This window comes from Nocardioides sp., assembly GCF_044226765.1.
Taxonomy (GTDB): Bacteria; Actinomycetota; Actinomycetes; order Propionibacteriales; family Nocardioidaceae; genus Nocardioides.
Genome location: NZ_JBGAGJ010000002.1, coordinates 75525 through 100123, shown reverse-complemented (window position 1 = coordinate 100123; position 24599 = coordinate 75525). Strand labels below are relative to the sequence as shown.

Here is a 24599-nt window from a genome sequence, read left to right as displayed (position 1 = left end):
AGCGGCATGCCCTCGAGCCGCTGAAGACATCCATGCGTGCTGATGTCCAGCGAACCGAAAACCAGGAGTACGGGATACGAGCCGCGACTACGTGCGCGGCCAGGACGACTCGCAGGCCGTCCCTTCAACACGACCACTGTAGAGCACCGGCCGCGGATCCCGGCCTTCGTGACGGACGACCCCGCGCCCGAGGTGTTGGACGGAGTCGGTCAGGCCGTCGGCTGCGCGGGGCGATACCGCAGGGCCACCGCCCCCGAGCGGAACTCGTGCCGGCCGACGAGCTCGAGGCTGATCCGCTCACGCAGGCCCGACAGCAGCGTGGGGCCGTGGCCGGCCAGCGTCGGCAGCACGAGGAACTCGTACTCGTCGATCAGGCCCAGGTCGGCCAGCGCCAGGGGCAGCGTCACACCGCCGACGAAGAGCCCCTCGCCCGGCTCGTCCTTGAGCGCCTGGACCGCCTGGCCGAGGTCGCCGGTGAGGAGCTCGGCGTTCCAGTCGACGCCGTCGAGCGTGCTCGACACGACGACCTTCCTCAGGGGGTCCATCGTCTCGGCGAACGGGACCTCCGACTCGTCCATCCAGTCGGGCCAGGTCCCGGAGGCCGGCCGCCGCCACGCGGACTCCATCAGCTCGTAGGTCACCCGCCCGAAGATCAGGCCATCGACGCGCTGCATCGCCTCGGTCCAGTAGCGCATCGACTCCTCGTCGGGAGGTGGCCCGGCCTCGTGGTGGCAGCAGCCGTCGAGCGTGACGTTGATCGAGTACCGCAGCGGTCTCATCCCGGATGATCTCCCTCGGTGTGCAGAGCCTGGTCCACCTGACGTGTGCTCAGACCACTCTCGACGACTCTCCTCATCGGTGCACACGGGTTAACGTCGTGCGATGCCGATCAAGCTGGAGAACGTCGCCATCGCCGTCCGTGACCTCGAGGCCACCATCGCCTTCTTCACCGACCTCGGCCTCACCGTCCTCGGGCGGGACGAGGTCAGTGGGGAGTGGACCGACACGGCGGTGGGGCTCGACGGCAACCACGCGAAGATCGCGATGCTGCAGACACCGGACGGCCAGGGGCGCCTCGAGCTCTTCGAGTACCTCCACCCCGAGGCGATCGAGACCGAGCCCACGCAGCCCAACGAGATCGGGATGCACCGCGTGGCGTTCTCGGTCGACGACCTCGACGAGGCGCTCGAGATCGCCGCACGGCACGGATGCCACCCGCTGCGGGGCGTCGCGACCTACGAGGACGTCTACCGGCTGACCTACGTGCGCGGGCCGAGCGGGATCATCGTCATGCTCGCCCAGGCGCTCCGGTGACGCGGGGTCAGTTGATGATCTCGCCGCGCTGCTCCTCGATGACCGCCAGCCGGTCCCGCCAGGCCTGGAGCTCCTCGGGGGTGAGGCGCGGCCAGTCGGTCACCTCGCCGACGACCCGGATCGGCTCCCGGCTGCGATAGGACCGGGTCGGGTTGCCGGGGAACTTCTTGTCCGTGACGTTCGGGTCGTTCTCGAACTCCCCGGTCGGCTCGACGAGGTAGACCCGCGGCTCCGCCTGCCCCGCCGCGAGCTCCGCGGCGAGGCCGGCGCCGCGGACCAGCGCCGTGAAGTAGATGTGGTTCATCACGATCGAGGGGCGGTAGTTCGACCGGAAGCCCGCGGTGAGGAGCTCCCCCACCTGCAGGTCGGCCTTCGTCCCGTGGAAGAACGGTCCCTCGTCCAGCACGTCGCTCACCGAGACAGGCTAGGCGCTCGGGACGGTTCCGGCCCAGGTACGGCGGGCCGCCGCGCCTGACCGGGCCGGGGTGCCGGGTGTCGCCGGACGACCCACTCGGCGACGGCCAGGTTGAGGGCCCACCCGGCGCCCTTGGCGAGGTCGCCGGCCAGCTCGCCGGTGCCGAGGACCGCTCCGCCGACCCCCTCGGTGAAGACCTGGGTGCCGGCGGCGAGGCCGATCGCGTAGGCCCGGATCATCCAGGCCCGATGCGCGGCCAGGTCGTGCGCCCGGACGGCGCGGACGCCGAGGACGACCGCGACGACCATCAGGGTCGCGAACACCAGCCTCAGCACGAACAGCAGCTCACCGGTCCCGGGCTCCGGGGCGTAGCCGACGGTCAGCCACAGCGCGGAGCCGGCGACGACCAGCCCGGCGACCGCGACGACGCGTCCGGCTCGACGGTGCCACGTCAGGTGCCGGCGCCGGAACCCCGGCACGAGCTGGAACGCCCCGAGGACGGCGAACACCGCGGCGCCGAGGATGTGCGCGACCAGCGCCACCGGGAACCCGGTGAAGCGGTCGTCGGCAGGCATCACCTGCGGACCGCCGGCCAGCTGGACCAACCGCAGCGTCCCGGCCGTCAGCGGGACGACGCTGAGCGCGAGCAGGGGCACCGGGACCAGGGCGGCCGCCCGGCTCATCGGCCCGGCCCCTCGTCGCTGCCGGCCGGACCCACCGGGGTCACCGACACCAGGGGCAGCCCGAGGTCGCGGAGCCGGGCGAGCAGGCCGTGCAGGGCCGCCTGGTCGGCGACCGGACCCGCCAGCACGGTGACGCCGCCGGGCTCGTGGCTGACGGTCATGCCGTCGAACCACGCGGCCCAGCGCTCGTCGAGACGCCCCTGGAGGCGGATCTCGTAGCTGGTCGGTGCGTGCGGGGTGTCCACGGCGCTGCTCCTCGTGCTCGGCTCGGTGCTCCGCACGGTAGGAACGGGCCTGGTGAGCAGTCGTCACATCATGTGGTGACCCGGGTGGTGATCTTCGCGTCAGCCCCGGCTGCCGCCGGTCAGCAGCCCGAGTTGGAGGGCGCGACCGATCGCGGCACGCCGGTTGTTGACGCCGAGCTTGGTGTAGATGTGCTTGGTGTGGGTGCGCACCGTGTTGAGCGAGACGACCAGCTCGCGGGCGATGGCGGGACCGTCGAGGTCTGAGCCGAGGAGCCGCAGGACGTCGAGCTCCCGCTCGCTGAGCGGGTCCAGCAGGCCGGTCGGCTCGGGGGCGGTCGGCGCGGCCGGCGTACGGGCCGGCTCGGCCGTGCGGGCCACCAGGTCCCGCAGGTAGCCCGACGACGGCCGTCGCCGGGCCAGGGTGGCCACGACCCGGCCCAGCCCCGGGCCCGCGTCGACCAGGAACCTGCTCCATCCCTCCGGCTCGGCGAGCTCCACGGCGTGCTCGAGCGCCGCGAGCGCCTGCTCCTCCGAGCCACCGGCCTGCAGCGTCAGTGCCCGCACCACCTCGATCTCGATGACCGCCCCGTCGCGCGACCCGGCCTCGGCCGCCGCGAGCAGCCGGTCGAGCAGTGTCGCCGCGTCCCGCAGCGGCGCCGACCCGCGGGTGGCCCGGTGCTGGGCCAGCAGCACCTTGGCCAGGGTGAGGTGTGCGTACTCGTCGAGGTAGGTGAGGTCGTCGTGGACACCGAGCCCGTGGTCGCGCGCCCAGGCCAGCGCGGCGTCGACGTCGCCCGAGGCGGCCAGCACCCGCGCTCGGGTGGCGTGGATCGGGTGGACGGGTGGGGAGAAGTCGCCGACGTACACGCGCTCGGCATCGTCGAGGAGGGCGAGAGCCACCGCCCAGTCGTGCTCGGCGGCCCGGAGCCGGGCGAGCGCGACCCGCCAGCGGTAGGGGTGCTGCGGCAGCCCGGCCGACTCGCCGAGTGCGTCGGCGCGGCGGAGCAGGTCGGCGGCCGCCGCCAGGTCGTCGCGGTGCCAGGCGGCGCGACTGAGCCCGACGAGCATGTCCGCGGTGCCCCGCAGCACCCGGGCAGCACCCCCGCGCCCGGCATCGCCCGGCGGGTGCGCCTCGGCGAGCGCGAGGGCGTCGCGGAGCGTCGTCTCGGCGGCCCGCAGGCGGCCGAGCTCCAGCTCCATGTCGGCGATGGTGAGGGCGCAGCCGAGCACGTCGGCGACGTGTCCGGCGTGCTCGAGGCCGGTCGCGCTGGCGACGTACGCGTCGTGGGCGGCGACGACGTCCCCGGTCGTCCACGACGCGAGGCCCGAGAGCGCCGACGCGGCCGCGCGGGTGAGGTCGTCACCCTCCGGGGCGGCGGCCACGGCCCGACCGGCGCGCTCGATCGTCGCGCCGGGGTCGCCGGCGACCAGCGCAAGAGCCGCCCGGTACATCTCGATCCTGGCCGGGATCGAGGGGAGCTGCGACCGGTCGACGACCACCAGCTCGGCGCGCGGCCGGGCGAGCATCCGCTCGAGCTCCTGGAGGCGCCCCTCCACCCGCGGGAAGTCGTTGCTGGACATCAGCCCGCCGACCAGTCCGATCGCGAGCACCGGCCGGTCGCCGACGACCTCGTCGGGCAGCTCGTCCACCCAGGCGCGGATCACGTCCTCGCGCCGCTCCCGACTCAGGGTCGGGATCGCGACCTCGGCCAGCTCCGCGGCCGTCGCGGAGTCACCCGCGCGCAGGGCGTGCCGGACGGCCTCCTCCAGGTCGCCGTGCTCGGCGAACCAGCGGCTCGCCCGGCGGTGCAGCTCGGCCGCGACGCCGGGTCGCGTCTGGGCGAGGTGGGCGCGCAGGACGTCGGCGAAGAGGTGGTGGTAGCGGTACCAGGTGCGGTGGTCGTCCAGCGGCACGAGGAAGAGGTTCTGCCGCTCCAGGGCGTCCAGCATCTGCCGCGCGCCGCCCGGCACGCCGGCGTGGACCGCGTCGCACAGGCCCGCGGTCAGCCGGTCGAGGACGGCGGTGTCGAGGAGGAAGCCGCGCACGTCCTCGGGCTGGCGGTCCAGGACCTCGTCGACGAGGTAGTCGACGACGAACCGGTCGTCCCCGGCGAAGCGGTCGATGAAGCCGGCCGCGTCGGCGCGGTCGCGGTCGCGCAGGGAGAGAGCGGCGAGCTGGAGGGCGGCTGCCCACCCCTCGGTGCGCGCCTCGAGCGTGGCGAGCGCCTCGGGCGGCAGGCCCAGGCCGTTGGCCCCGTTGAGGTACGCCGCGGCCTCGTCGGTGTCGAAGCGCAGGTCGTTCGCCCGGATCTCGGTCAGCTCGCCCCGCGCCCGCAGCCGCGGCAGCGGCAGCGCGGGGTCGACCCGGGTGCTGACGACCAGCCGCAGCTGGGGCGGCAGGTGGTCGACCAGGAAGCCCATGCCGTCGGCCACGTCCGGACCGTCGGCCAGGTGGTAGTCGTCGAGGACGAGGGTGACCTCCGCGGCGTCGACGCTGAGCTCGTTGACCACGCCGGCGAGCACGACCTCGATGTCCGAGCGACCCGAGCCCAGGAGCGTGAGCGCCGCGGCGGCCGAGCCCGGGACCGCCCGGTCGAGAGCGGTCAGCACGTAGGTCCAGAACGACGACGGCCGTCGGTCCCGCTCGTCCAGGGAGACCCAGGCGACCGGGTGGTCGACGGCGGCCAGCCACCCGGCCAGCAGCGTGGTCTTCCCGAACCCGGCCGGCGCCGAGACGAGGGTGACGGCGGAGTCCTCGGCCCGCGCGAGCGAGGCGGCCAGCCGGGGGCGGGCGACCGCGTCCCGGCGTGGGCGCGGCGGGACCAGCTTGGTCTCCACCACGGGGTCGGCCACGGGACTCCGTCCAGGGTCCAGGTCAGTGCGCGGAGTCCATCATGTCGTGCTCGGCGTGCAGGTGCATCCGTTCGCCGGGGCGCCCGAAGATGCTCAGCACCTCGACCGGGCCCTCGCCCGTGCTGCCGAACCAGTGCGGCACCTGGGTGTCGAACTCGGCGGCCTCCCCGACGCCCAGCACCAGGTCCTGGGAGCCGAGCACCAGGCGCATCCGGCCCGAGAGCACGTAGAGCCACTCGAAGCCGTCGTGGGCCCGCGGCTCGGGGTCGGACAGGCCCCGGGGAATCACGATCTTCCACGCCTGGATGCCACCCGGACCCGTCAGCGGCAGCACCGTGCGCCCGTTGACCCGCCGGGGCTTCAGCCGGATCCGCGGGTCGCCGACCTCGGGCGCACCGACCAGGTCGTCCAGGGGCACCCGGTAGGTCGTTGCGAGCGGCAGGAGCAGCTCCAGGCTCGGTCGCCGCTGCCCGTTCTCGAGCCGGGAGAGCGTGCTCTTGGAGATGCCTGTGGTCTGGGCCACCTCGGTGAGGGTGAGGCCGCGCTGCTCGCGGACCCGCCTCAGCCGGGGACCGACCGTCTCCAGGGCCGCCGCGACCGGGCCCACCTGCGTCTCCACGAGCCCATTGCACCGCGCCGTTCCCGGAAACGGCAACAACCGTTGATGGCGGAGGCCGGGTGCCGCCACCCTTCCTGACATGGCCCACACCCAGACCCCGTCCGACGGCACCGAGCGCACCGACCCGACCGGCGCGACCATCGAGCACGACGTGGTCGTCGTCGGCGGGGGCGCGGCGGGGCTCTCCGCCGCCCTCGTCCTGGGCCGCGCCCGGCGGCGGGTCGCGGTCGTCGACGCCGGCGAGCCGCGCAACGCACCGGCCGCACACATGCAGGGCTTCCTCGGGTCCGACGGGCTCCCGCCCGCCGAGCTGCTCGCCCGCGGACGCCGCGAGGTCGCCGGGTACGGCGTCCGCCTGGTCCCGGGCACCGTCACGCGGATCACCCCCGTCCCGGTCGGCCGGCTGGACCGCCGCCGGTTCGAGGTCGGCCTCGCGGACGGCTCGACCCTCCTCACGCGCCGGGTGATCGTCACGACCGGACTGGGCGACGAGGTCCCCGACGTGCCGGGCCTGCGCGAGCGCTGGGGCCGCGACGTGCTCCACTGCCCCTACTGCCACGGCTACGAGGTCCGCGACCAGCCCCTGGGCGTGCTGGCCGGCGGACCGGCCACCCTCCAGCAGACCCTCGCCCACGCGCACCTCGTGCGGCAGTGGTCCGACGACGTCGTCCTGTTCACCCACGGCGACACGCTCAGCGTCGAGCAGCGCGAACAGCTGGTCGCCCGTGCCATCGGGGTCGTCGACACACCCGTCGCCGACCTCGTCGTCGAGGACGACCGTCTCGTCGGCGTCCGGCTGTCCACCGGCCAGGTCGTCGCCCGGTCGGCCGTCTTCGTCCGGCCCCGGTTCGCCGCCCACGACGCGCTGCTCACCGACCTCGGCTGTGCCACCCGAGACGACGGTGGCGTCGCCGTCGACGCGACCGGCGCCACCAGCGTCGTCGGGGTCTGGGCCGCCGGCAACGCCGTCAACGCGCGAGCGCAGGTCGTCACGGCGGCCGGCGAGGGGTCGGCCGCCGCGATCGCCGTGAACAACGACCTCGTCGAGGAGGACCTCCCGATCGCCGTCGCGAACTTCCGGCTCGGCCTCCCGGTCTGAGCCGCCGGAGCGCACCAGGCGCTCTCCCCCCACGAAGCAGATCCACCACACCCGTACAGGAGCACTGCCATGTCCACCCCACCGACCAGCCACCACGAGATCCCGCTCAACCCCATCGGACCGCCGACCAAGCACCAGCTCGCCCTGATGATCTGGATCGCGGTCTTCCCGACGCTGACCCTGATCAACCTGACGATCGGCCCCGCCCTGAAGGACACCAACCCGGTCCTGCGCACCTTTGTCCTCGCCACGATCGCCGTCCCGATCGTGATCTACGCGATCATGCCGCGACTGCACCGCGTCCGGGTCCGCCTCCTGACCCGACGCACGGCGTCCTGACCCGGCGCCCTGACCCACCCCGGGCACGCCCCGGCCCCCGATGGGGGCCGGGGCGTTCGGCGTCCCCAGGGGTTGCACTCCAGCCGGGCAGCGAATCACCACCCTGCTCACCACGTGTGGTGACGACCGCTCACCACCTCGCCACCTAGCTTCCCCGTCGACGCACCGGGCCGCACCGGGCCGCACCGAGCTCTCGCACCGCAGGACCCGGCGGCACCGCACCCACGACAGTCAGCACCCGAAAGGCACGATCATGGACCGATTCACACACGCCGTCGCCATGGCCAGCGCGCGACACCCCTGGCGGACGGTCGCCGGCTGGGTGGTCGCCCTGGCCGCGCTGCTCGCTCTCGCTGCCACGGCAGGCGGCACCTTCGCCGACGACTTCTCCGCCCCCGGCAGCCAGAGCGCCCGGGCGATAGCCCTGCTCGACGAGCACTTCCCGGAGGCCGCCAAGGGCAAGGCCGTCGTCGTCCTCGAGGCCGAGGACGGCACCACGATCGCCGAGGACCGGGCCGGCGTCGCCGCCGTGCTGAGCCAGGTCGCCGCCCTGGAGCACGTCGAGTCGGTCGCCGACCCGTACGCCGCCGGAACCATCTCCGCCGACGGCAGGATCGCGTACGCCGAGCTGACCCTCGACGTGCCGGAGCGCGAGATGGGCAAGCCCGCGTTCACCGTCCTCTCGAACGCCGTGTCCGGCCTCGACGCGCCCGACGTGCGCGTCGAGCTGGGCGGCGACGCCGTGTTCCTCAACTCCGAGGACAGCACCAGCGGGCACGTCGGCATCGGCCTCCTCGTCGCCCTCGTCGTGCTCCTGGTCGTCTTCGGCACCGCCGTCGCGGCCGTCCTCCCGATCGGGCTCTCCCTGGTCTCGGTGGGCGCCGCGATCGGGGCGATCACCCTGCTCGCCGGACCGATGACCGTGTCGGTCTCCGCCATCCCGGTCGCCGGGCTGGTCGGTCTCGGCGTCGGCATCGACTACGCCCTGTTCGTGGTCGCTCGCTACCGCGAGAACCGGGCGGCCGGGCAGGACAACCGCACGGCGCTCGGCGCCGCGATGAGCACGTCCGGCGCCGCCGTCGTGTTCGCCGGCGGCACCGTGGTCGTCGCCACCACCGCTCTGGCGATCACCGGCGTCGGCGTCCTGACCTCGATCGGGCTGGCCACCGCGCTGATGGTGGCTTCCGCGGTCGCCGCCGCGACCACCCTGCTCCCGGCGCTGCTCAGCCTCCTCGGCGACCGCATCGACAAGGGCCGCATCGGCCGTCGGCACCGCACCGTCGCCCCGGTGGAGGAGACGGTCTGGTGGCGGTTCGGGCACCGCGTCTCGGCCCGCCCGTGGCCCTACCTGGTCGCCGCCGTCGTGGCCCTCCTGGCCGTCGCCGCGCCGGCACTGGCCATGCAGACCGCCTTCCCGGCCGCCGGCGACGCCCCCGAGGAGACCACCCACCGGCAGGCCTACGACCTCCTGACCGAGGGCTTCGGCGAGGGCATCAACGCACCCCTGACGATCGTCATGGATCTCGGCGGCACCGGCGTCGACGCCACCGACACGGCGGCCGTCGTCCGCGACGTCGCCGCGGTCCCGGGGATCAGCGCCGTGGGCGCGCCCCTGACGTCCGCCGACGGTGACACGGTGGTCCTCACCGCCACCCCGACGACCGGCCCCGCCGACCCGGACACCTCCACCACGATCGAGCACGTCCGGGACGCGATCCCGGCGGGCGTGTACGTCACCGGCATCACCGCCACCACCGACGACCTCAACGCCCAGCTCAGCCGGACGCTGCCGCTGTTCATCGGCGCCGTCATCGCCGTGTCGTTCCTGCTGCTGATGATGGTCTTCCGGTCGATCGCCGTGCCGCTCAAGGCCGCGGTGATGAACCTGCTGTCGATCGGCGCCGCCTACGGCGTCCTCGTCGCGGTGTTCCAGTGGGGCTGGGGCGCGGAGCTGCTCGGTCTCGACGGCCCGACCCCGATCACCTCGATCATCGTCGTGATCATGTTCCCGATCCTCTTCGGGCTCTCGATGGACTACGAGGTGTTCCTGCTCTCACGGATCAAGGAGGAGTACGACCGGACCGGCGACAACACCGAGTCCGTCGCGCGCGGCCTGGCCGGCACCGGCCGGATCGTCACCTCGGCCGCCCTCATCATGGTCGCCGTGTTCCTCAGCTTCGTGGCCAGCCCGGTCCCGTCGCTGAAGATGCTCGGCCTGGGGCTCGCGGTGGCCGTCGCGGTCGACGCCACGGTGGTGCGCATGGTCCTCGTCCCCGCGACGATGGCCCTGCTCGGCCGCGCGAACTGGTGGCTGCCGGCCTGGCTCGACCGGGTGCTGCCCCACCTCTCGATCGAGAAGCGGGCGACGGAGGAGTCGGACGAGCCCGACCTCAGCCCGGCGGCGATGCCGCGTCGTTGAGGTCGGCCCGCCGGCGCAGCACGCCGCGCTCACCCTCGTTGCGGGTGAGCGCGGCTGCCTGCGCGAACGACCTGCTCGCCTCCGCGTGGAGCCCGGCCCGCTCCAGCAGGTCGCCGCGCACGCTCGCGACGAGGGGTGAGTCACCGAGCGCAGCGGGGTCGACCGCGTCGAGCACCGCCAAGCCGGCGTTGGGTCCGAAGGCACGACCGTGGGCCACCGCCCGGTTGACCTCGACGACGGGACCAGGGGCAGCGGTCGCGAGGACGTCGTACAGCGTCGCGATCCGGCGCCAGTCCGTGTCCTCGGCCCGAGCGGCCCGGGCGTGCTCGGCGGCGATCGACGCCTGGAGGAAGTACCGACCGACCGGGTGTCCGCGCGCCGCGCGCTGCTCGGCTCGCTGCAGGGCGCCCAGCCCGCGCCGGATCATCAGCTGGTCCCACCGGCTGCGGTCCTGGGCCTCGAGCAGGACCGGTGCGCCGTGCTCGTCGAGCCGCGCGGCGGTCCGCGAGCCCTGGATCTCCAGCAGCGCCTGCAGCCCGAGCACCTCGGGCTCCTCGGGCGCGAGGTCGGAGAGCATCCGGGCGAGGCGGATCGCCTCGTGCACCAGGTCGGGGCGCATCCAGTCGTCCCCGGCGGTGGCGCTGTAGCCCTCGTTGAAGACCAGGTAGATCACGGCCATCACGTCGTCGAGACGGTCGACCCGCTCCTCCCCCGCGGGCAGCTCGAACTCGGCGTGCGCCGTGGCCAACGTCCTCTTGGCCCGCGAGATGCGCTGGCCCATCGTCGACTCGCTGACCAGGAAGCCGCGGGCGATCTCCGCCGTGGTGAGTCCTCCGACCAGGCGCAGGGTCAGCGCGGCGCGGGACTCCGGGGTCAGGGAGGGGTGGCAGGTCAGGAAGACCAGCCGCAGGACGTCGTCCTCGATGTGGTCGACCTGGGCGTCGAGGTCGGGCACCGCGTCCTCCTCTCCCCCGTGGTCGTGCGCGAGCTCGGCGACCTTGCGGCGCAGCGTGTCGGCGCGCCGGAAGTGGTCGACGCCGCGGCGCTTGGCGGTGGTCATCAGCCACGCGCCGGGGTTGTCGGGCACGCCGGTGGCCGGCCACTGCTCGAGCGCGGCCACCAGCGCGTCCTGCGCGAGGTCCTCGGCGAGGTCGACGTCGCGGGTCATCCGCGTGAGGGCGCCGACGAGGCGGGCCGACTCGGCCCGCCACGCGGCGAGGACCGCCTCCGTGGGGTCCGTCCTGGGCTCTGCCGGCACCGGGCCAGCGTAGTGAGCCCGGCTGCGGGTGACGCTCAGTCGCCGGGCGCGTCCGGGCCGTCGGAGATCTGGCGCAGGGTCGAGATCACGGTGACCTCGGGCCAGTACTTCGCGTGCAGCTCGGCGAAGTCCCGCTGGTCGGCGACGGCGTCCTCCAACGAGGGGTACTCCATGATCGCCCAGCCGCCGACGACCTCCTTGCCCTCGGCGTACGGACCGTCGACCCGGGTCACCTCGCCCTGGCGGACCACGAAGTTCACGGCGTCCTCGGTGCCGTAGAGCCCGCCGCCGTCGAGGAACACGCCCTTGGCGGCCTGCTCGCCGATGTAGGTGTCCATCGCGTCGAACAGCTCCTGCGGGGGCGTGCCGATGCCCTCCTCCATCCTCACGAATCCCATGAAACGCGGCATCTGGATCACTCCTCCTGGTTGCTGGTGTGGTGGGTTGCGCACGGACGTCGAGCGGCGTCCCCAGGTTTCGACATCCCGACCCGGACTTTTTCAGCGGCCGTCCTCGACGCTCACACCGCCTCCGAGCTCGACCCGGTCTCCCGCAGCCTCGCGGAGAGTGGCTCGAGCGCGGCGAGCAGCTCCTCGACCTCGCTGGTCGTCAGGCACTCGTACGGCGGCTCGGCGAGCGCGTCGGTCAGCGCCTCGATCCGGTCCTTGGTCGCGCGGCCTGCGTCGGTGAACCGGCCGGCGGCGTCGAGGAGGCCACGGTCGCGCAGGCCGTCCATCACCTGCGCCAGCCGGGCCGGCGGGAGGTGGTGGATGCGACCGAAGGACTCGGCCGGGTGGACCCCGGCGTCGAGCGCGCCGAGCACGTGGCACTCGGTCCCGCCGATGCCGTCGGACAGCAGGGCGGCGATGTGGCCGTCGCCGCGGTGCTCCCGCAGCGTGTTGGCGGCGTGCCAGAGGCGGGCGACGGGCTCCTCGGGCACCGGGAGCGCGCGGAGGGCGGCGTACATGACCCGGCCCTCGGTCGGCGCGCCCGCCGCCGCGACGGTGAGGAGGTCGGCGGCGCGCACCAGCCCTGGGGTCTCGGCCAGGTCGCCGAGGATGTGCCGCAGCGCGGCCTCGCAGCCCCGCTGGCGGGCGGCGTGCGCCGCCTCGGGTGTCGTGATGTCCCAGACCCGTGGGATGTGGCGGGCGACCTCACCGTCGGCGAAGTTGTAGAAGGCCGCGTGCACCACGGCGGCCGGCGCCCGGCCCAGCGGGGCCGCCCGGCCGGCGAAGTAGCCGTCCCAGTAGCCCCGGAGCCCGAGCTCGGCCATCGCCTCGTTCGGCTCGGGCGAGAAGAAGTTGACCAGCGAGATCGGCTCCGTGAGGTCGTACATCCGGCGGGCGAGCGGCGTGGGGTGCGGCATGGGGTGCGGCATGGTCAGGTCCTCTCTGACGGGTGGTCCTCACCCATGCCACGAACGGACCCGGCCGGGCACGACACCCCGTCAGGTCGGGTCCGCGCCGGCACCCTGCCCCCACCGCTCGCGCAGCAGCGCACCCAGCCGGTCGACCGAGCCGCCCATCGCGTCGAGCTCCTCGCCACTCGCGACGACGCTCCAGCGGTCGCCCGCCCGGCCGAGCACCACCGGCGCACCGACGCGGCCCACGACCCCGGCCAGCTCGTCGTCGAGCTCGTTGAGGTGCAGCAGCCGGACCGGAACCTCCAGCTCAGCGACCATCGCGTCCCACGCCGGCTTGCGGCGCCACGGCGAGTGGGTGATGTCGCACAGGGAGCAGTGCCGTGACCCGCGGATCCGGCCCCACAGGTAGGCCGCCTCGCCGAGCAGGCCGCCGTCGGCGTCGTAGACGCCCACCAGCTCGGTCACGTGCGTGTCCCTGAGGCCGTCGAGCACGTCCAGGATCGCGTCGGCGACCTCGTCGGGAGCGGTGAGCAGGTGGAGGTGCTCGCCGTCGAGGCGGCGCACCTCCCAGCCGTGCGTCTCGGCGGTCGCGGCCTGGTCGGCGTACGCCGGGCCGAAGGCGACGTACCCCGAGCGTCGGCCGAGCCAGCCGGGCGGCGCGGGTGGCTGCTCGAGGAGCAGGCGCAGGGGCACGCGGGGCTCGTCGGTGGTGAGCAGGTCCTTGTGGTCCCCCACCACGGCCTCGAGGTCGGCGCGCGGCCACCAGGTCGACCAGGGGGCGAGGAGCCCGTCCGGCTGCTCGTGCGAGCTGAGCACCTCGACCCAGTCCGGGTGCGGCTCCGGGCCCGGCAGGAGCGCGTCGAGGCAGACCAGCGTCGCCCCGACCGCGTCGGCGACGGCCGGGCCGAACCGGCCCGCGTTGGAGTGCGGCACCACCACGTCGGCACCCCGAGCCGCGGCGACGAAGCCCGCCAGCACCTCGGCCACGTCCGTCGCTCCGCCCGGCGCGACCACCGCCTCATGGCCGCGGCTGCGCAGCCGCTCCGCGAGCGGCTCCGCGACCGCCGGGACGGTCAGCGGGCTGGGCAGCAGGCAGAACCGCATGCCGCGATGGTGCCAGGCGGCCCGGCGGCCCGCCCGGACCGAGCCGGTCAGGGAGTTCATGACGTTGTCGGCCGTTGCAACCCCCGACAACGTCATGAACTCCCTGACAACCCCGGATGAATCCCCGGCTGACCGGGGATTCATCCACTCCCCGGCACGAACCCGCACCCGACTACCGGTTGCGGCGGCTGGTTACCGTGGCGCCATGACCCGGGCGGAGGGATCCGACGACCCGTGGGACCTCGTCGTCGTCGGCGCGGGACCTGCCGGGAGCGTGGCCGCGCTGGCGGCGCTGCGGACCGAGCCGACGTTGCGGGTGCTGCTGCTGGACCGGGCCGGCTTCCCGCGGGACAAGTGCTGCGGTGACGGGATCGCGCCCCACGTCGCCGACGTGCTGCGCCAGGTCGGCGCCGAGGACGTCACCGACGGCTGGACGCCGGTCGACCGGCTCGAGCTCTCCCGCGGCGACCACGCGGTCGAGGGCACGATGGCGCGCTCGGTGTGGGTGATCCCGCGCGAGGTCTTCGACGCCCGCCTGGTCGAGAAGGCGGTCGCCGCCGGGGCGGTGCTGCGACGCCGTCGCGTCACCAGGGTCCGCACGACGAGCGGCGGGGTCGTCCTCGACGACGACCTGCGGGCCCGCGTCGTCGTCGGCGCCGACGGCGCCGAGTCGGTGGTCCGGTCCTCGGTGAGCGGAGCCAAGCAGGGCCTGCGCGCGCTGGCGATCCGCGGCTACGCGCCGACACCCGGTCCGGGCAGCGGTCGCCAGGTGATCCGGTACTGCGAGCGGCGGCAGCCGGCGTACGCCTGGGCCTTCGACCGGGGTGACGGATGGTCCAACGTCGGGTACGGCGAGCTCGTGGACCGCGACGCCCACGAGCGACCGACCCGGGCGCTCCTGCTCGAGCAGCTCGACGAGCTGCTGCCCGGCTACGTCGCGGACGGCACCGCCTGGCGGGGCCACCACCTGCCGCTCTCCGGCTGGCGCTGGGACCAGCCCGACGGCCCGGTGCTCCTGGCCGGCGACGCGGCCGGCCTGGTCAACCCGATGACCGGCGAGGGCATCTACTACGCCGTCGCGACCGGGCTCCTCGCCGGCCGGGCCGCGGCCGGAGCGGTCGCGGCCGGCGCCCCGCGGCAGGCGGCGGCCGGCTACCGCGCCGACGTCCGCCACACCCTCGGCCGGCACCTCAAGCACACGTGGACCGCGTCCCGGCTGACCCGCCGGCCCGCGATCGTCCACGCCGGGATCCGGGCGGCCGCCCGGGACCGCGGCGCGTTCGACGACCTCGTCGAGCTCGGCCTGGGCGACGGGCGGATCACGCCGCGGCTCGCGACCTCCCTGGCCCGCGCCCTCGCCACCACCGGAAGGGCGTGACCCGTTGCAGATCGTGTCCGTGGCCGGCGTGCTGCCGGAGCACCGCTACCCCCAGGAGGAGATCACCGACGCGTTCGTCGACGTGATCGCGCAGGGCGGCGGGCTCGACGAGCGGGTGCTGCGCCGCTTCCACCGCAACGCGGGCGTCGAGCAGCGCAGCCTGGCCCTGCCGCTGCCGGAGTACGCCGGCCTCGGTGACTTCACCCAGGCCAACGACCTGTTCATCGAGCACGCGGTGGCCCTCGGCTCGCGCGCCGTCGTCGACGCGCTCAAGGCCGCCGACCTGACGCCCACCGACGTCGACCTGGTGATCTGCGCGACGGTGACGGGCCTGGCGGTCCCGACGCTCGAGGCGCGGATCGCCTCCCAGATCGGCATGCGCCCCGACGTGAAGCGCATGCCCCTGGTCGGGCTCGGCTGCGTGGCAGGCGCAGCCGGGCTCGCCCGCCTCCACGACTACCTGGCCGGCCACCCCGACGACGTCGCCGTCCTGGTCGCGGTCGAGCTCTGCTCGCTGACCGTGCAGCGCGACGACATGTCGGTGCCCAACCTGGTCGCGAGCGGGCTCTTCGGCGACGGTGCCGCGGCGGTCGTGGGCCGCGGCCGTCCCGGACCGGGGGCCGGGATCGACGTCGTCGACACCCGCAGCCGGCTCTACCCCGACTCCGCACGCACGATGGGGTTCGACGTGACCAGCACCGGCCTGCGGATCGTGCTCGACGCTCAGGTGCCCACGGTGGTGAGCCACTACATCCGCGACGACGTCGACGGCTTCCTCGGCGACCACGGGCTGACCCGCGCCGACGTCGAGTGGTGGGTCTGCCACCCCGGTGGCCCCAAGGTGATCGAGGCGCTTCAGGAGGCCCTCGACGTCCCCCGGGAGGCGGTGCAGCTGACCTGGGACTCCCTGGCCCGCATCGGAAACCTCTCCTCGGCCTCGGTCCTCCACGTCCTCGAGGACACCCTGCGCGACCGGCCGCCCCGGCCCGGGTCGTGGGGCCTGGTGATGGCCTTGGGACCGGGCTTCTGCTCCGAGCTGGTGCTGGTCCGCGCGGCCGACCCCGCCGACCCCGCCGCGGACGACACGGCGGCCGCATGACCGGCCTGACGGCGTTCACCGTCCTGGTCCTGCTGGTCGGGCTGGAGCGGGTGGCCGAGCTGGTCGTGTCGAAGCGCAACGCCGCCTGGAGCATGGCGCACGGCGGCCGCGAGACCGGCCGGGGGCACTACCCCGTCATGGTGGTGCTGCACACCGGCTTCCTGGTGGCGATGCTGGTGGAGGCCTGGGTGGTGCGGCCCGACGTGCCCGCGGCGCTGGCCTGGTCGATGCTCGCGCTCGTCGTGGCGGCCCAGGCGCTGCGCTGGTGGTGCATCGCGACCCTGGGCCGCCGCTGGAACACCCGGGTGATCGTCGTGCCCGGCCTGCCCCCGGTCACCGGTGGCCCCTACCGGTTCCTGCCGCACCCCAACTACGTCGCGGTCGTCGTCGAGGGCGTCGCCCTGCCGATGGTGCACCTCGCGTGGATCACCGCGGTGGTCTTCACGGTCGCCAACGCCGTGCTGCTCTCGGTCCGCATCCGCGTCGAGGACGCCGCGCTGGCCACGCTGCCGGCCCCGGTCGCCGGTCCGGTCGATGCGTGACCTGCTGGTCGCCGGCGGCGGACCGGTGGGCCTGGCCACCGCGCTGCACGCCGCGCGCGCCGGGCTCGACGTCGCGGTGCTCGAGCCGCGGACCGGCGTCCTCGACAAGGCGTGCGGCGAGGGCCTGATGCCGGGTGCCACCGCCGCGCTCGCGGACCTCGGGGTGCGCCCGCAGGGGCACCCGATCTCCGGGATCCGCTACGTCGACGCCCGCGGCGGCCGGTCCGCCGAGGCGCCGTTCCGGCGCGGGAGCGGCCTCGGCGTCCGGCGTACGACGCTCCACGCGGCCCTCGCCGCGGCCGTCGACGCGGCCGGCGTGCCGGTCCTCCACCGCGCCGTCTCCTCGGTACGCGACATCGGCGACCGGGTGGTCGTCGACGGCGAGCCCGCGCGCTACCTGGTCGCCGCCGACGGCCTGCACTCCCCCGTCCGGCGGCTGCTCGGGCTGGACCGGCCGGCCGTCCGGAGCCGCCGCTACGGGCAGCGCCGGCACCTCGCGGTCGCGCCGTGGACCTCGTTCGTCGAGGTGCACTGGTCCCGGGTCGGCGAGGCCTACGTGACGCCGGTGTCGTCCGGCGAGGTCGGCGTGGCGATCCTGACCCGCGAGCGCCGGCCGTGGTCGGCGCTGCTGGAGTCGTTCCCGGCGCTGGTCGACCGGCTCGACGGGCCGGCGGTCTCCGACGTCCGTGGCGCGGGTCCGCTGCGCCAGCGCTCCCGCCGCCGGGTGGCCGGCCGGGTGCTGCTGGTCGGTGACGCCGCCGGGTACGTCGACGCGCTGACCGGCGAGGGCATCGCGCTCGGTCTCGCCCAGGCCGCCGCGGCGGTCGCCGCGGTCCGGGCGGACCGGCCGGCGGGCTACGAGCTCACCGCACGCCGGCTCGGCTGGCGCCACGAGCTGCTGACCCAGGGCCTGGTGACGGCCACTCGCTCGACCGCGGTCCGCGAGCGGCTGGTGCCCGCGGCGGCGCGGCTGCCCGGCGTGTTCGCCGCGGCGGTCGACCAGCTGGCCCGGCCCGCATGAGGCAGCTGGTCCGCGCGGCCCACATCGGCCCCAGCCTGGCCGTCGTCGCGCTGGCCACCCTGCTCGCGATCGCCGACGGGCTCCCGGCGCAGCGGGTGCTGCTGGTCGCGCTGGCGGTCCTCGCCGGCCAGCTCTCGGTCGGCTGGTCCAACGACCTGCTCGACGAGGCGCGCGACCGGGCGGTCGGGCGGTCGGACAAGCCACTCGCGAGCGACGCCGTCGCGCGTCGTACCGTCCTGGTCGCCTGCGTGCTCGCTGTCGTCGCGGTCGTGGCGCTCTCCTTCGCCTGCGGCTGGGCCGCGGGGGCCGTCCACCTGGCCGCGGTCGCCTCGGCGTGGGGCTACAACCTCGGGGTGAAGTCGACCGTGTGGTCGTGGGCGCCCTACGCGTTCTCCTTCGGGGGCCTGGTCGTCTTCGTCTCGCTGGCCGACTCGCCGCCGCAGTGGCCGCCGTGGTGGCTGCCGGTCGTGGGCGCGCTGCTCGGCGTGGCGGCGCACCTGCTCAACGTCCTTCCCGACCTCGACGACGACGAGCGGACCGGTGTCCGCGGCCTGCCGCACCGCCTCGGCGCCCGGCTGATCCCCCGGGTCGCGGCCGCGGTGCTCCTCGCCGCGACCCTGCTGCTCGCCCTGGGCGCCGGCATCGGGCACCCGGCGTCCCTCGTCGGCCTGGCGGTCGTCGTGGTCCTCACCGCGGCGGTCCTCCTCGGCCGCGGCCGGGTGCCCTTCGTCGCGGCGGTGCTGATCGCCCTCACCGACGTCGTGCTGCTCCTCGCCGCGACCTGACGATCGATGTACCATCTGGTACATGAGCCGGCTCTTCGTCACCAGTCGCCACATCGACGCCCCCACCGACCTCGTGTGGGAGGTGCTGGCCGACGTCGACCACTGGCCCGACTGGCTGCCGACCGTCGACAGCGTCGAGCGCCTCGACGACGGACCCTTCACCCTCGGCTCGCGGGCGCGGGTGCGCCAGCCCCGGCTGCCCCGGGCCGACTGGGAGGTCGTCGAGCTCGTCGAGGGTCGCCTCTTCACGTGGCGCTCGACCGGGCCGGGGATCACCACGACCGGCCGGCACGAGGTGGTCCCGGACGGCGCCGGATCGACGGTCACGCTCAGCATCGAGCAGCACGGGCCGGCAGGGGCGGTCGCGGCCCTCCTCTGGCGCGGCCTGACCCAGCGCTACATCGAGCTCGAGGCCGCGAGCCTCGCCGCCCGCGTCACCGGCGCGCCGGCCGCATGACCCCTGCCGGCTCCCAGCACACCACGTCCCGCGACCGCCTCCTCGACGCCGCGATCGAGCACTTCGGCCGCCACGGCATCGGCGACACCAGCCTGCGCGGCATCGCCGACGCGATCGGCACCAGCCACCGGATGCTCATCTACCACTTCGGCTCGCGCGACGGCCTGCTCGCCGAGGTGACCCGCGAGGTCGAGGCCCGGCAGCGCGCGGTGATGACGGCGACCTACGACCAGGAGCTGCCGCCGCTGGCGGCGGCGGCGGCCTACTGGGAGGAGACCGTCGAGGCGACGCTGCGCTACGGCCCGCTCTTCTTCGAGCTCGCCGCGCACGCGATGCAGGGCAGGGAGCACGCGGCGGCGCTGCGCGAGGAGCTGATCGCGAGCTGGCTGCCGCCCGTCGTCGAGCTCTGCCGCGCGATCGGCATCCCCGAGGACCAGGCCGAGACCCACGCACGGCTGGCGCTCGGCGCCGCCCGCGGCCTCCTGCTCGACCTGCTGGTCACCGGCGATCGCGAGCAGGTGGCCCGTTCCGCGGACCTGCTCAACCGGCTGCTGCTGCTCTCGGCACAGACGGCTGCCGAGACGGCTGCCGAGACGGCTAGCGGCGGCGGCCGAACATCCGGCCCAGCACCGACCGGCCCGGTGTGATGTCGATCAGGTTCGAGCCGTCGGGGGCCGGCAGGCCGGCCGCCTGGTCCGCCGTCAGCGTCGTGCAGACGCGGCCGGTGTAGATGCGGCCGACCTGGTCGGCGTCGACGAACCGGGCGCCCTGCGCCGTCTCGACCACGATGCCGTCGAAGACGGCGACCTTCTCGTCGACCAGGACCGTGCGCACCGTGGCGAACTGCTGGCCGTCCGCGGTCTCCACCGGCGTGCCGGGCTGGAGCGCGGTGTAGGCGATCGGGTCGTCGGGCATGCACCCAGCCTAGGACGCGAGGTCAGGACCCGTCCGGCTCCTCGCGCATCGCGGCGGTGATGTCGGCGAGGAAGGCGAGCAGGGCGGGCCGCGCCGACTCCGGCACCCGCGCCGCGGCGGCGCGCATCCGGTCATGGGTCGCGCCGAGGTGGCTGCCGACCTCCTGGTAGGCGTGCGGCGTGGCCACGACCACCTTGGAGCGCCGGTCGGTCGGGTGCGGCACCCGCTCGAGGTGCCCCGCGGCGCTGAGCCGGTCCAGGAGGGTCGTGGTCGCCGCCGTCGAGATGCCGAGGTGCTCGGCGAGCTCGTGCGGCGTGGCCGACCGCTGGGCCCGGGTCGCGGCCATCACGTAGCGCACCGCCCGCAGGTCGGTCTCCCCCAGCGTCATCCGCCGGCCCAGGTCGCGCCGCATCTCGCGGTCGACGCGCACCAGCTCGCTCACGGCGTGCAGCAGCTCCCGCTCCCCCGCGGCGTACGGGGTGGAGCCCGGAAAGGATCCGGTTGGACGCATGTGGGTACCCTCATGGTCATTCGCTAGATTGTCTAGCGATCATAGCGGGAGGTGGCCACGTGGACCCATCAGTCGACGTCGTGGTGCTGCTGGACGAGGACGGGGGACCCGTCGGGACAGCCGCTCGGGCCGAGGTGCACAGCGCGGACACGCCGTTGCACCTGGCCTTCTCCTGCTACCTCTTCGACGGCGAGGGCCGGCTGCTGATGACCCGCCGCGCGGTGACCAAGCGCACCTGGCCGGGCGTGTGGACCAACTCCTTCTGCGGCCACCCGCGACCGGGTGAGTCGATGGCGGACGCCGTAGGCCGGCACGCGGCCCACGAGCTCGGGACGACCGTCCGCGACCTGACGCCGCTGCTCCCGGACTTCCGCTACCACGCCGTCGATGCCAGCGGCGTCGTCGAGAACGAGGTCTGCCCGGTCTTCATGGCGACCTGCGAGGACGCCCGGTCGCTGGCCCCGAACCCCGACGAGGTCGCCGAATGGCGGTGGATCACCCCCGCCGAGCTCGAGGCCGCCGTGACGGCGGCGCCGTGGACCCTCAGTCCGTGGCTGCTCGAGCAGCACGCGCAGCTGCACGGCGTCGAGAGCTGGCCCGGAGGTGCCCGATGAGCCCGACCGACGAGGCGCTGGAGCGGCTGCTCGCGCAGAGCCGCGCCCGGGCCACGGCGACCGACCCCGACCACGGCCGGCTGTGGGAGACCGTCGCGGCGGCGACCGAGGGCGGCAAGCGCTTCCGCCCCGCGCTCGTGACCGCGGCCCACGACGCCCTGGGCGGCACCAGCCCGGCCGCCGCCGCGGAGGTCGGAGCCGCGGTCGAGCTGCTCCACACCGCGTTCGTCATCCACGACGACGTGATCGACGGCGACCAGGTGCGCCGGGGTCGGCTCAACGTGAGCGGCACCTTCGCCACGCAGGCGCTCGCCGCGGGCGCCTCCTCCGCCGACGCCACCGCGCTCGGGCACGCCGCCGGGATCCTCGCCGGTGACCTGGCGCTCGCCGCCACGATCCGCGCCGTCGCCACCTGCGGCGCGCCGGCCGAGGTCGTCGGTCGGCTCCTCGACCTCTTCGACGCCGCCCTGCACACGACCGCCGCCGGTGAGCTCACCGACGTGCGGCTCTCGCTCCACCTCGACACCGCCACCGTGCCCCAGAGCCTGGCGATGGAGGAGCAGAAGACCAGCGCCTACTCCTTCGCGCTCCCGCTGCAGGCCGGCGCCGTGCTCGCCGGCGCTCCGGAGGCGGTGGTGGCGCGGCTCGGCGAGGCGGGCCGGATGCTCGGCGTCGCGTTCCAGCTCGTCGACGACCTGCTCGGCGTCTTCGGCGACCCTGCGCGCACCGGCAAGAGCGCCACCAGCGACCTGCGCGCCCGCAAGCAGACGCCCCTGCTGGTGCACGCGACGACCACCCCCGAGTGGCCCGCCCTCCAGGCGTACGTCGGCCGCGAGCTCACCGACGACGAGCTGGCCGAGGCCCGGCTGCTCCTGACCGCCTCCGGCTCGCGACGGTTCGTCGAGGAGCTCGTCGAGGCCCATCTCGTCGGCGCCCGCGAGGTCCTCGCCGAGCTCGGCGTGCCGGTCGACGCCGTACCCGCCCTCGCGGCGTGCCTCGCCGACCTTGACGACGCCTCGCCCGCCGCTCCGGCCGGACCCGCTGCGAAGGAGGTCGCGGCATGAGCCCGATCCTGGCGAGTCGCCGGCCCGCCGCCTCTCTCTACGACGAGGTGTCCGAGGGCAGCGCCGCGGTCGTCATCCGCCGCTACTCCAGCTCCTTCGGGCTCGCGTCGCGACTGCTGGCCAAGCCGGTCCGTACCCAGGTCTGCAACGTCTACGCGCTCGTGCGGGTCGCCGACGAGATCGTCGACAACCCCGACCCGGCGCTGACCCACGACCAGCGCGACCGGATGCTCACCACCCTGCAGGAGGACGTCCACCAGGCGCTGGTCAGCGGCTACAGCGCCAACCTGGTCGTGCACGCCTTCGCGCGCACCGCCATCGCGGCCGGGATCGGCACCGACCTGGTCGACCCGTTCTTCACCTCGATGCGGATGGATCTGACCACGACCGTCCACGACCGCGCCAGCTTCGACACCTACGTCTACGGCTCCGCGGAGGTCGTCGGCCTGATGTGCCTGCGCGCGTTCCTGCTCGAGCGGCCGGCCGCGGTCCGCGACCGCGATTACGCCCGCCTCGCCCCCGGCGCCCAGCGGCTCGGCGCGGCCTTCCAGAAGGTGAACTTCCTGCGCGACCTGGCCGAGGACCACGACACCCTGCACCGCTGCTACTTCCCGGGCCTGGACGTCGAGCGGTTCACCGACGCCGACCGCGACCGGATCCTCGACGACATCGACGCCGACCTCGCCGCCGCGGCAGCGGTGATCCCCGACCTGCCGGCCAGCAGCCGCCGGGCCGTGCACGTCGCGCACGCGGTGTTCGCCGAGCTCTCCGCCCGCCTGCGCAGCACTCCTGCTGCCGAGATCCGGCGTGCCCGCGTGCGGGTGCCCGACCCGGTCAAGCTGCGCCTGGTCGCCGGCGCGTTCTACGGAGGCCGCGGATGAGCGTCTCGGTCCACGGCGGGTCCCCCGTCCCTGCGACCTCCGGCGCCCCCGGCGCCCGGCGCGTCGTCGTCGTCGGCGGCGGCATCGCCGGCCTGGCCACCGCCGCGCTGCTGGCCTCCCGCGGCCACAGCGTCGACCTGCTGGAGAAGAACGACGAGCTGGGCGGGCGGGTCGGCAGCGTCGAGCGCGACGGCTACCGCTTCGACACCGGTGCGTCGTGGTACCTCATGCCCGAGGTGTTCGAGCACTTCTTCGAGCTGCTCGGCACCACCGCCGAGGCGGAGCTCGACCTGACCGTGCTCGACCCGAGCTACCGCGTGTTCTTCGAGGGGCACGACCGGTCCGTCGACGTGCGGCCCGACGTCGCGCACAACCGGGCGCTCTTCGAGTCGATCGAGCCCGGCGCCGGGGCCCGCTTCGACGCCTACCTGCGCTCGGCGAAGGACACCTACGACATCGCCCTGCGGCGGTTCCTCTACAACAACTTCGACGCCCCGTCGTCGCTGCTGAACAGCGAGGTCGTCCGCCGCAGCCCGCGGCTCGCCCGGCTGCTCACCCGCTCCCTCGGCAGCCACGTCGCGTCGCGGTTCGCCGACCGGCGGCTGCGCCAGGTGCTCGGCTACCCCGCGGTGTTCCTCGGCTCGTCGCCGAGCCGGGCGCCGAGCATGTACCACCTGATGAGCCACCTCGACCTCGGCGACCGGGTGCTCTACCCGCAGGGCGGCTTCACCCGCCTGATCGAGGTGATCGCCGCGCTGGCCGAGCGCCACGGCGCCCGGCTCCACACCGGCTCCCCGGTGACGGCGATCCGCACCGAGCCCGACCCCGGCGGTCGCCGGCCCCGGGTGACGGGGGTCGAGGTGGACGGCGGCGACGGCACCCGCCGTACGATCCCTGCCGACGTCGTCGTCGGCGCCGCCGACCTGCACCACCTGGAGACCGCCCTGCTGCCCCGCGACCTGCAGACCCACCCCGAGGAGGGCTGGCGCCGCCGCTCCCCCGGGCCCGGCGCGGTCCTGGCGATGCTCGGCGTCGAGGGCCGGCTGCCGCAGCTGCCGCACCACTCGCTGTTCTTCACCGCGGACTGGGAGCAGAACTTCGGCGACATCTTCGGCACGGAGAGCCGGGTGCCCGACCCCGCGTCGGTCTACGTCTGCAAGCCGTCGGAGACCGACCCGACCGTGGCGCCCGAGGGCTGCGAGAACCTCTTCGTGCTCGTCCCCGTGCCCGCCGACGTGTCGATCGGGTCGGGCGGGTTCGACGGCACCGGCTCGGAGCTGGTCGAGCGCACCGCGGACGCGGCGATCGACCAGGTCGCCGCCTGGGCCGGCATCGACGACCTCCGTGAGCGGATCCGGGTGCGCTACACGGTCGGTCCCGACGACTTCGCACGGCGCTACAACTCCTGGCAGGGCGGCGCGCTCGGGCTCGAGCACACGCTGCGGCAGAGCGCCTTCTTCCGTCCCGGCAACGTGTCGTCCAAGGTCGACGGGCTGTTCTACGCCGGCGCCACCACCGTGCCGGGCGTCGGGCTGCCGATGTGCCTGATCAGCGCGGAGCTGGTGCTCAAGCGGCTCACCGGGGACCGCTCGGCGCTGCCGGTGGGCGGCTGAGCGGGTCG

General features: G+C 74.5%; 27 protein-coding genes. 15 read left to right on the top strand and 12 right to left on the bottom strand.

Annotation, left to right across the window (positions count from 1 at the left end):
• Positions 1-209 precede the first annotated feature (209 nt).
• Entirely contained in the window at positions 210-779 is a 570-nt protein-coding gene (locus ACILRH_RS05245) for a dihydrofolate reductase family protein (protein WP_395691343.1), read from the bottom strand.
• Between the two features lie 103 nt (positions 780-882).
• On the opposite strand from ACILRH_RS05245, the gene ACILRH_RS05240 reads away from it, so the two are divergent.
• A complete protein-coding gene (locus ACILRH_RS05240; protein WP_395691342.1) occupies positions 883-1314 on the top strand; it encodes a VOC family protein in 432 nt (143 codons plus the stop codon).
• A 7-nt stretch (positions 1315-1321) separates the two neighbouring features.
• Here the strand turns inward: ACILRH_RS05240 and arr are convergent, their stop codons facing one another.
• The 5 genes from arr to ACILRH_RS05215 form a co-directional block, all read right to left on the bottom strand.
• Entirely contained in the window at positions 1322-1729 is a 408-nt protein-coding gene (gene arr, locus ACILRH_RS05235; protein ID WP_395691340.1) for an NAD(+)--rifampin ADP-ribosyltransferase, read from the bottom strand.
• Positions 1726-2412, bottom strand: a complete 687-nt coding sequence (locus tag ACILRH_RS05230; protein WP_395691338.1) for a DUF2306 domain-containing protein — start codon at positions 2410-2412, stop codon at positions 1726-1728. The genes arr and ACILRH_RS05230 overlap by 4 nt, the downstream gene beginning before the upstream one ends.
• Positions 2409-2657, bottom strand: a complete 249-nt coding sequence (locus tag ACILRH_RS05225) for a hypothetical protein (protein ID WP_395691337.1) — start codon at positions 2655-2657, stop codon at positions 2409-2411. Before ACILRH_RS05225 ends, ACILRH_RS05230 begins: the two co-directional genes overlap by 4 nt.
• Positions 2658-2756: 99 nt before the next feature.
• Positions 2757-5510, bottom strand: a complete 2754-nt coding sequence (locus ACILRH_RS05220) for a LuxR C-terminal-related transcriptional regulator (RefSeq protein ID WP_395691335.1) — start codon at positions 5508-5510, stop codon at positions 2757-2759.
• Positions 5511-5532: 22 nt separating this feature from the next.
• Positions 5533-6129 (bottom strand): helix-turn-helix domain-containing protein, encoded by a 597-nt coding sequence (locus tag ACILRH_RS05215; protein ID WP_395691334.1) that lies wholly within the window; start codon positions 6127-6129, stop codon positions 5533-5535.
• Positions 6130-6208: 79 nt separating this feature from the next.
• Here ACILRH_RS05215 and ACILRH_RS05210 point away from each other — a divergent pair, with 79 nt between their 5' ends.
• The 3 genes from ACILRH_RS05210 (at position 6209) to ACILRH_RS05200 (ending at position 9986) form a co-directional block, all read left to right on the top strand.
• Complete coding sequence (locus tag ACILRH_RS05210; protein ID WP_395691333.1) at positions 6209-7228, top strand: NAD(P)/FAD-dependent oxidoreductase; 1020 nt, start codon at positions 6209-6211, stop codon at positions 7226-7228.
• A gap of 69 nt (positions 7229-7297) precedes the next feature.
• Complete coding sequence (locus ACILRH_RS05205) at positions 7298-7567, top strand: hypothetical protein (RefSeq protein ID WP_395691331.1); 270 nt, start codon at positions 7298-7300, stop codon at positions 7565-7567.
• 253 nt (positions 7568-7820) lie between these two features.
• Positions 7821-9986, top strand: a complete 2166-nt coding sequence (locus ACILRH_RS05200) for an MMPL family transporter (protein ID WP_395691330.1) — start codon at positions 7821-7823, stop codon at positions 9984-9986.
• Here ACILRH_RS05200 and ACILRH_RS05195 read toward each other — a convergent pair.
• The 4 genes from ACILRH_RS05195 to ACILRH_RS05180 form a co-directional block, all read right to left on the bottom strand.
• Positions 9958-11244, bottom strand: coding sequence for an RNA polymerase sigma factor (locus tag ACILRH_RS05195; protein ID WP_395691328.1), 1287 nt, complete (start codon positions 11242-11244; stop codon positions 9958-9960). The genes ACILRH_RS05200 and ACILRH_RS05195 overlap by 29 nt on opposite strands.
• A gap of 35 nt (positions 11245-11279) precedes the next feature.
• Positions 11280-11627, bottom strand: a complete 348-nt coding sequence (locus tag ACILRH_RS05190; RefSeq protein WP_395692071.1) for a YciI family protein — start codon at positions 11625-11627, stop codon at positions 11280-11282.
• 137 nt (positions 11628-11764) lie between these two features.
• Positions 11765-12622, bottom strand: coding sequence for an SCO6745 family protein (locus ACILRH_RS05185; protein ID WP_395691326.1), 858 nt, complete (start codon positions 12620-12622; stop codon positions 11765-11767).
• A gap of 69 nt (positions 12623-12691) precedes the next feature.
• On the bottom strand, positions 12692-13807 hold the full coding sequence (locus ACILRH_RS05180; protein WP_395691324.1) for a hypothetical protein: 1116 nt from the start codon (positions 13805-13807) through the stop codon (positions 12692-12694).
• Between the two features lie 109 nt (positions 13808-13916).
• On the opposite strand from ACILRH_RS05180, the gene ACILRH_RS05175 reads away from it, so the two are divergent.
• From ACILRH_RS05175 to ACILRH_RS05145, 7 genes are read left to right on the top strand one after another with little or no spacing between them, the layout of a single operon-like run.
• Positions 13917-15089, top strand: coding sequence for a geranylgeranyl reductase family protein (locus ACILRH_RS05175; protein ID WP_395691323.1), 1173 nt, complete (start codon positions 13917-13919; stop codon positions 15087-15089).
• Positions 15090-15102: 13 nt separating this feature from the next.
• Positions 15103-16188 (top strand): type III polyketide synthase, encoded by a 1086-nt coding sequence (locus tag ACILRH_RS05170; protein WP_395692069.1) that lies wholly within the window; start codon positions 15103-15105, stop codon positions 16186-16188.
• Positions 16185-16730 carry an isoprenylcysteine carboxyl methyltransferase family protein gene (locus ACILRH_RS05165; protein ID WP_395691321.1) on the top strand — a complete coding sequence of 182 codons (546 nt, stop codon included), beginning with the start codon at positions 16185-16187 and terminating at the stop codon, positions 16728-16730. Before ACILRH_RS05170 ends, ACILRH_RS05165 begins: the two co-directional genes overlap by 4 nt.
• Entirely contained in the window at positions 16723-17751 is a 1029-nt protein-coding gene (locus ACILRH_RS05160; protein WP_395691319.1) for an NAD(P)/FAD-dependent oxidoreductase, read from the top strand. The genes ACILRH_RS05165 and ACILRH_RS05160 overlap by 8 nt, the downstream gene beginning before the upstream one ends.
• Positions 17748-18536 (top strand): UbiA family prenyltransferase, encoded by a 789-nt coding sequence (locus ACILRH_RS05155; RefSeq protein WP_395691318.1) that lies wholly within the window; start codon positions 17748-17750, stop codon positions 18534-18536. Before ACILRH_RS05160 ends, ACILRH_RS05155 begins: the two co-directional genes overlap by 4 nt.
• 22 nt (positions 18537-18558) lie before the next feature.
• A complete protein-coding gene (locus ACILRH_RS05150; protein WP_395691317.1) occupies positions 18559-18993 on the top strand; it encodes an SRPBCC family protein in 435 nt (144 codons plus the stop codon).
• Positions 18990-19640 (top strand): TetR/AcrR family transcriptional regulator, encoded by a 651-nt coding sequence (locus tag ACILRH_RS05145; protein ID WP_395691316.1) that lies wholly within the window; start codon positions 18990-18992, stop codon positions 19638-19640. The genes ACILRH_RS05150 and ACILRH_RS05145 overlap by 4 nt, the downstream gene beginning before the upstream one ends.
• On the opposite strand, the gene ACILRH_RS05140 is transcribed toward ACILRH_RS05145, so the two are convergent.
• Together ACILRH_RS05140 and ACILRH_RS05135 are read right to left on the bottom strand one after the other, a co-directional pair.
• The gene (locus ACILRH_RS05140) at positions 19591-19908 is read right to left on the bottom strand and encodes a hypothetical protein (RefSeq protein ID WP_395691314.1); all 318 of its coding nucleotides are present in this window, start codon (positions 19906-19908) and stop codon (positions 19591-19593) included. The genes ACILRH_RS05145 and ACILRH_RS05140 overlap by 50 nt on opposite strands.
• A 22-nt stretch (positions 19909-19930) precedes the next feature.
• Entirely contained in the window at positions 19931-20419 is a 489-nt protein-coding gene (locus tag ACILRH_RS05135; RefSeq protein ID WP_395691312.1) for a MarR family winged helix-turn-helix transcriptional regulator, read from the bottom strand.
• Positions 20420-20478: 59 nt separating this feature from the next.
• Between ACILRH_RS05135 and idi the strand changes: the two genes are divergently transcribed.
• From idi to crtI, 4 genes are read left to right on the top strand one after another with little or no spacing between them, the layout of a single operon-like run.
• A complete protein-coding gene (gene idi / locus ACILRH_RS05130) occupies positions 20479-21033 on the top strand; it encodes an isopentenyl-diphosphate Delta-isomerase (RefSeq protein ID WP_395691311.1) in 555 nt (184 codons plus the stop codon).
• Positions 21030-22097 (top strand): polyprenyl synthetase family protein, encoded by a 1068-nt coding sequence (locus ACILRH_RS05125; protein ID WP_395691310.1) that lies wholly within the window; start codon positions 21030-21032, stop codon positions 22095-22097. The genes idi and ACILRH_RS05125 overlap by 4 nt, the downstream gene beginning before the upstream one ends.
• On the top strand, positions 22094-22978 hold the full coding sequence (locus tag ACILRH_RS05120) for a phytoene/squalene synthase family protein (RefSeq protein WP_395691308.1): 885 nt from the start codon (positions 22094-22096) through the stop codon (positions 22976-22978). Before ACILRH_RS05125 ends, ACILRH_RS05120 begins: the two co-directional genes overlap by 4 nt.
• Positions 22975-24591, top strand: a complete 1617-nt coding sequence (gene crtI / locus ACILRH_RS05115; protein WP_395691307.1) for a phytoene desaturase family protein — start codon at positions 22975-22977, stop codon at positions 24589-24591. The genes ACILRH_RS05120 and crtI overlap by 4 nt, the downstream gene beginning before the upstream one ends.
• The last annotated feature ends 8 nt before the right edge of the window (positions 24592-24599 follow it).

What these genes read in the sequence shown, in the direction of transcription:
- ACILRH_RS05245 (WP_395691343.1), bottom strand. Translation starts at nt 779, where the DNA reads ATGAGACCGCTGCGGTACTCGATCAACGTCACGCTCGACGGCTGCTGC.
- ACILRH_RS05240 (WP_395691342.1), top strand. Translation starts at nt 883, where the DNA reads ATGCCGATCAAGCTGGAGAACGTCGCCATCGCCGTCCGTGACCTCGAG.
- ACILRH_RS05230 (WP_395691338.1), bottom strand. Translation starts at nt 2,412, where the DNA reads ATGAGCCGGGCGGCCGCCCTGGTCCCGGTGCCCCTGCTCGCGCTCAGC.
- ACILRH_RS05210 (WP_395691333.1), top strand. Translation starts at nt 6,209, where the DNA reads ATGGCCCACACCCAGACCCCGTCCGACGGCACCGAGCGCACCGACCCG.
- ACILRH_RS05205 (WP_395691331.1), top strand. Translation starts at nt 7,298, where the DNA reads ATGTCCACCCCACCGACCAGCCACCACGAGATCCCGCTCAACCCCATC.
- ACILRH_RS05200 (WP_395691330.1), top strand. Translation starts at nt 7,821, where the DNA reads ATGGACCGATTCACACACGCCGTCGCCATGGCCAGCGCGCGACACCCC.
- ACILRH_RS05190 (WP_395692071.1), bottom strand. Translation starts at nt 11,627, where the DNA reads ATGGAGGAGGGCATCGGCACGCCCCCGCAGGAGCTGTTCGACGCGATG.
- ACILRH_RS05185 (WP_395691326.1), bottom strand. Translation starts at nt 12,622, where the DNA reads ATGCCGCACCCCATGCCGCACCCCACGCCGCTCGCCCGCCGGATGTAC.
- ACILRH_RS05180 (WP_395691324.1), bottom strand. Translation starts at nt 13,807, where the DNA reads ATGACGTTGTCGGGGGTTGCAACGGCCGACAACGTCATGAACTCCCTG.
- ACILRH_RS05175 (WP_395691323.1), top strand. Translation starts at nt 13,917, where the DNA reads ATGACCCGGGCGGAGGGATCCGACGACCCGTGGGACCTCGTCGTCGTC.
- ACILRH_RS05165 (WP_395691321.1), top strand. Translation starts at nt 16,185, where the DNA reads ATGACCGGCCTGACGGCGTTCACCGTCCTGGTCCTGCTGGTCGGGCTG.
- ACILRH_RS05160 (WP_395691319.1), top strand. Translation starts at nt 16,723, where the DNA reads ATGCGTGACCTGCTGGTCGCCGGCGGCGGACCGGTGGGCCTGGCCACC.
- ACILRH_RS05155 (WP_395691318.1), top strand. Translation starts at nt 17,748, where the DNA reads ATGAGGCAGCTGGTCCGCGCGGCCCACATCGGCCCCAGCCTGGCCGTC.
- ACILRH_RS05150 (WP_395691317.1), top strand. Translation starts at nt 18,559, where the DNA reads ATGAGCCGGCTCTTCGTCACCAGTCGCCACATCGACGCCCCCACCGAC.
- ACILRH_RS05145 (WP_395691316.1), top strand. Translation starts at nt 18,990, where the DNA reads ATGACCCCTGCCGGCTCCCAGCACACCACGTCCCGCGACCGCCTCCTC.
- ACILRH_RS05140 (WP_395691314.1), bottom strand. Translation starts at nt 19,908, where the DNA reads ATGCCCGACGACCCGATCGCCTACACCGCGCTCCAGCCCGGCACGCCG.
- ACILRH_RS05135 (WP_395691312.1), bottom strand. Translation starts at nt 20,419, where the DNA reads ATGCGTCCAACCGGATCCTTTCCGGGCTCCACCCCGTACGCCGCGGGG.
- ACILRH_RS05125 (WP_395691310.1), top strand. Translation starts at nt 21,030, where the DNA reads ATGAGCCCGACCGACGAGGCGCTGGAGCGGCTGCTCGCGCAGAGCCGC.
- ACILRH_RS05120 (WP_395691308.1), top strand. Translation starts at nt 22,094, where the DNA reads ATGAGCCCGATCCTGGCGAGTCGCCGGCCCGCCGCCTCTCTCTACGAC.
- crtI (WP_395691307.1), top strand. Translation starts at nt 22,975, where the DNA reads ATGAGCGTCTCGGTCCACGGCGGGTCCCCCGTCCCTGCGACCTCCGGC.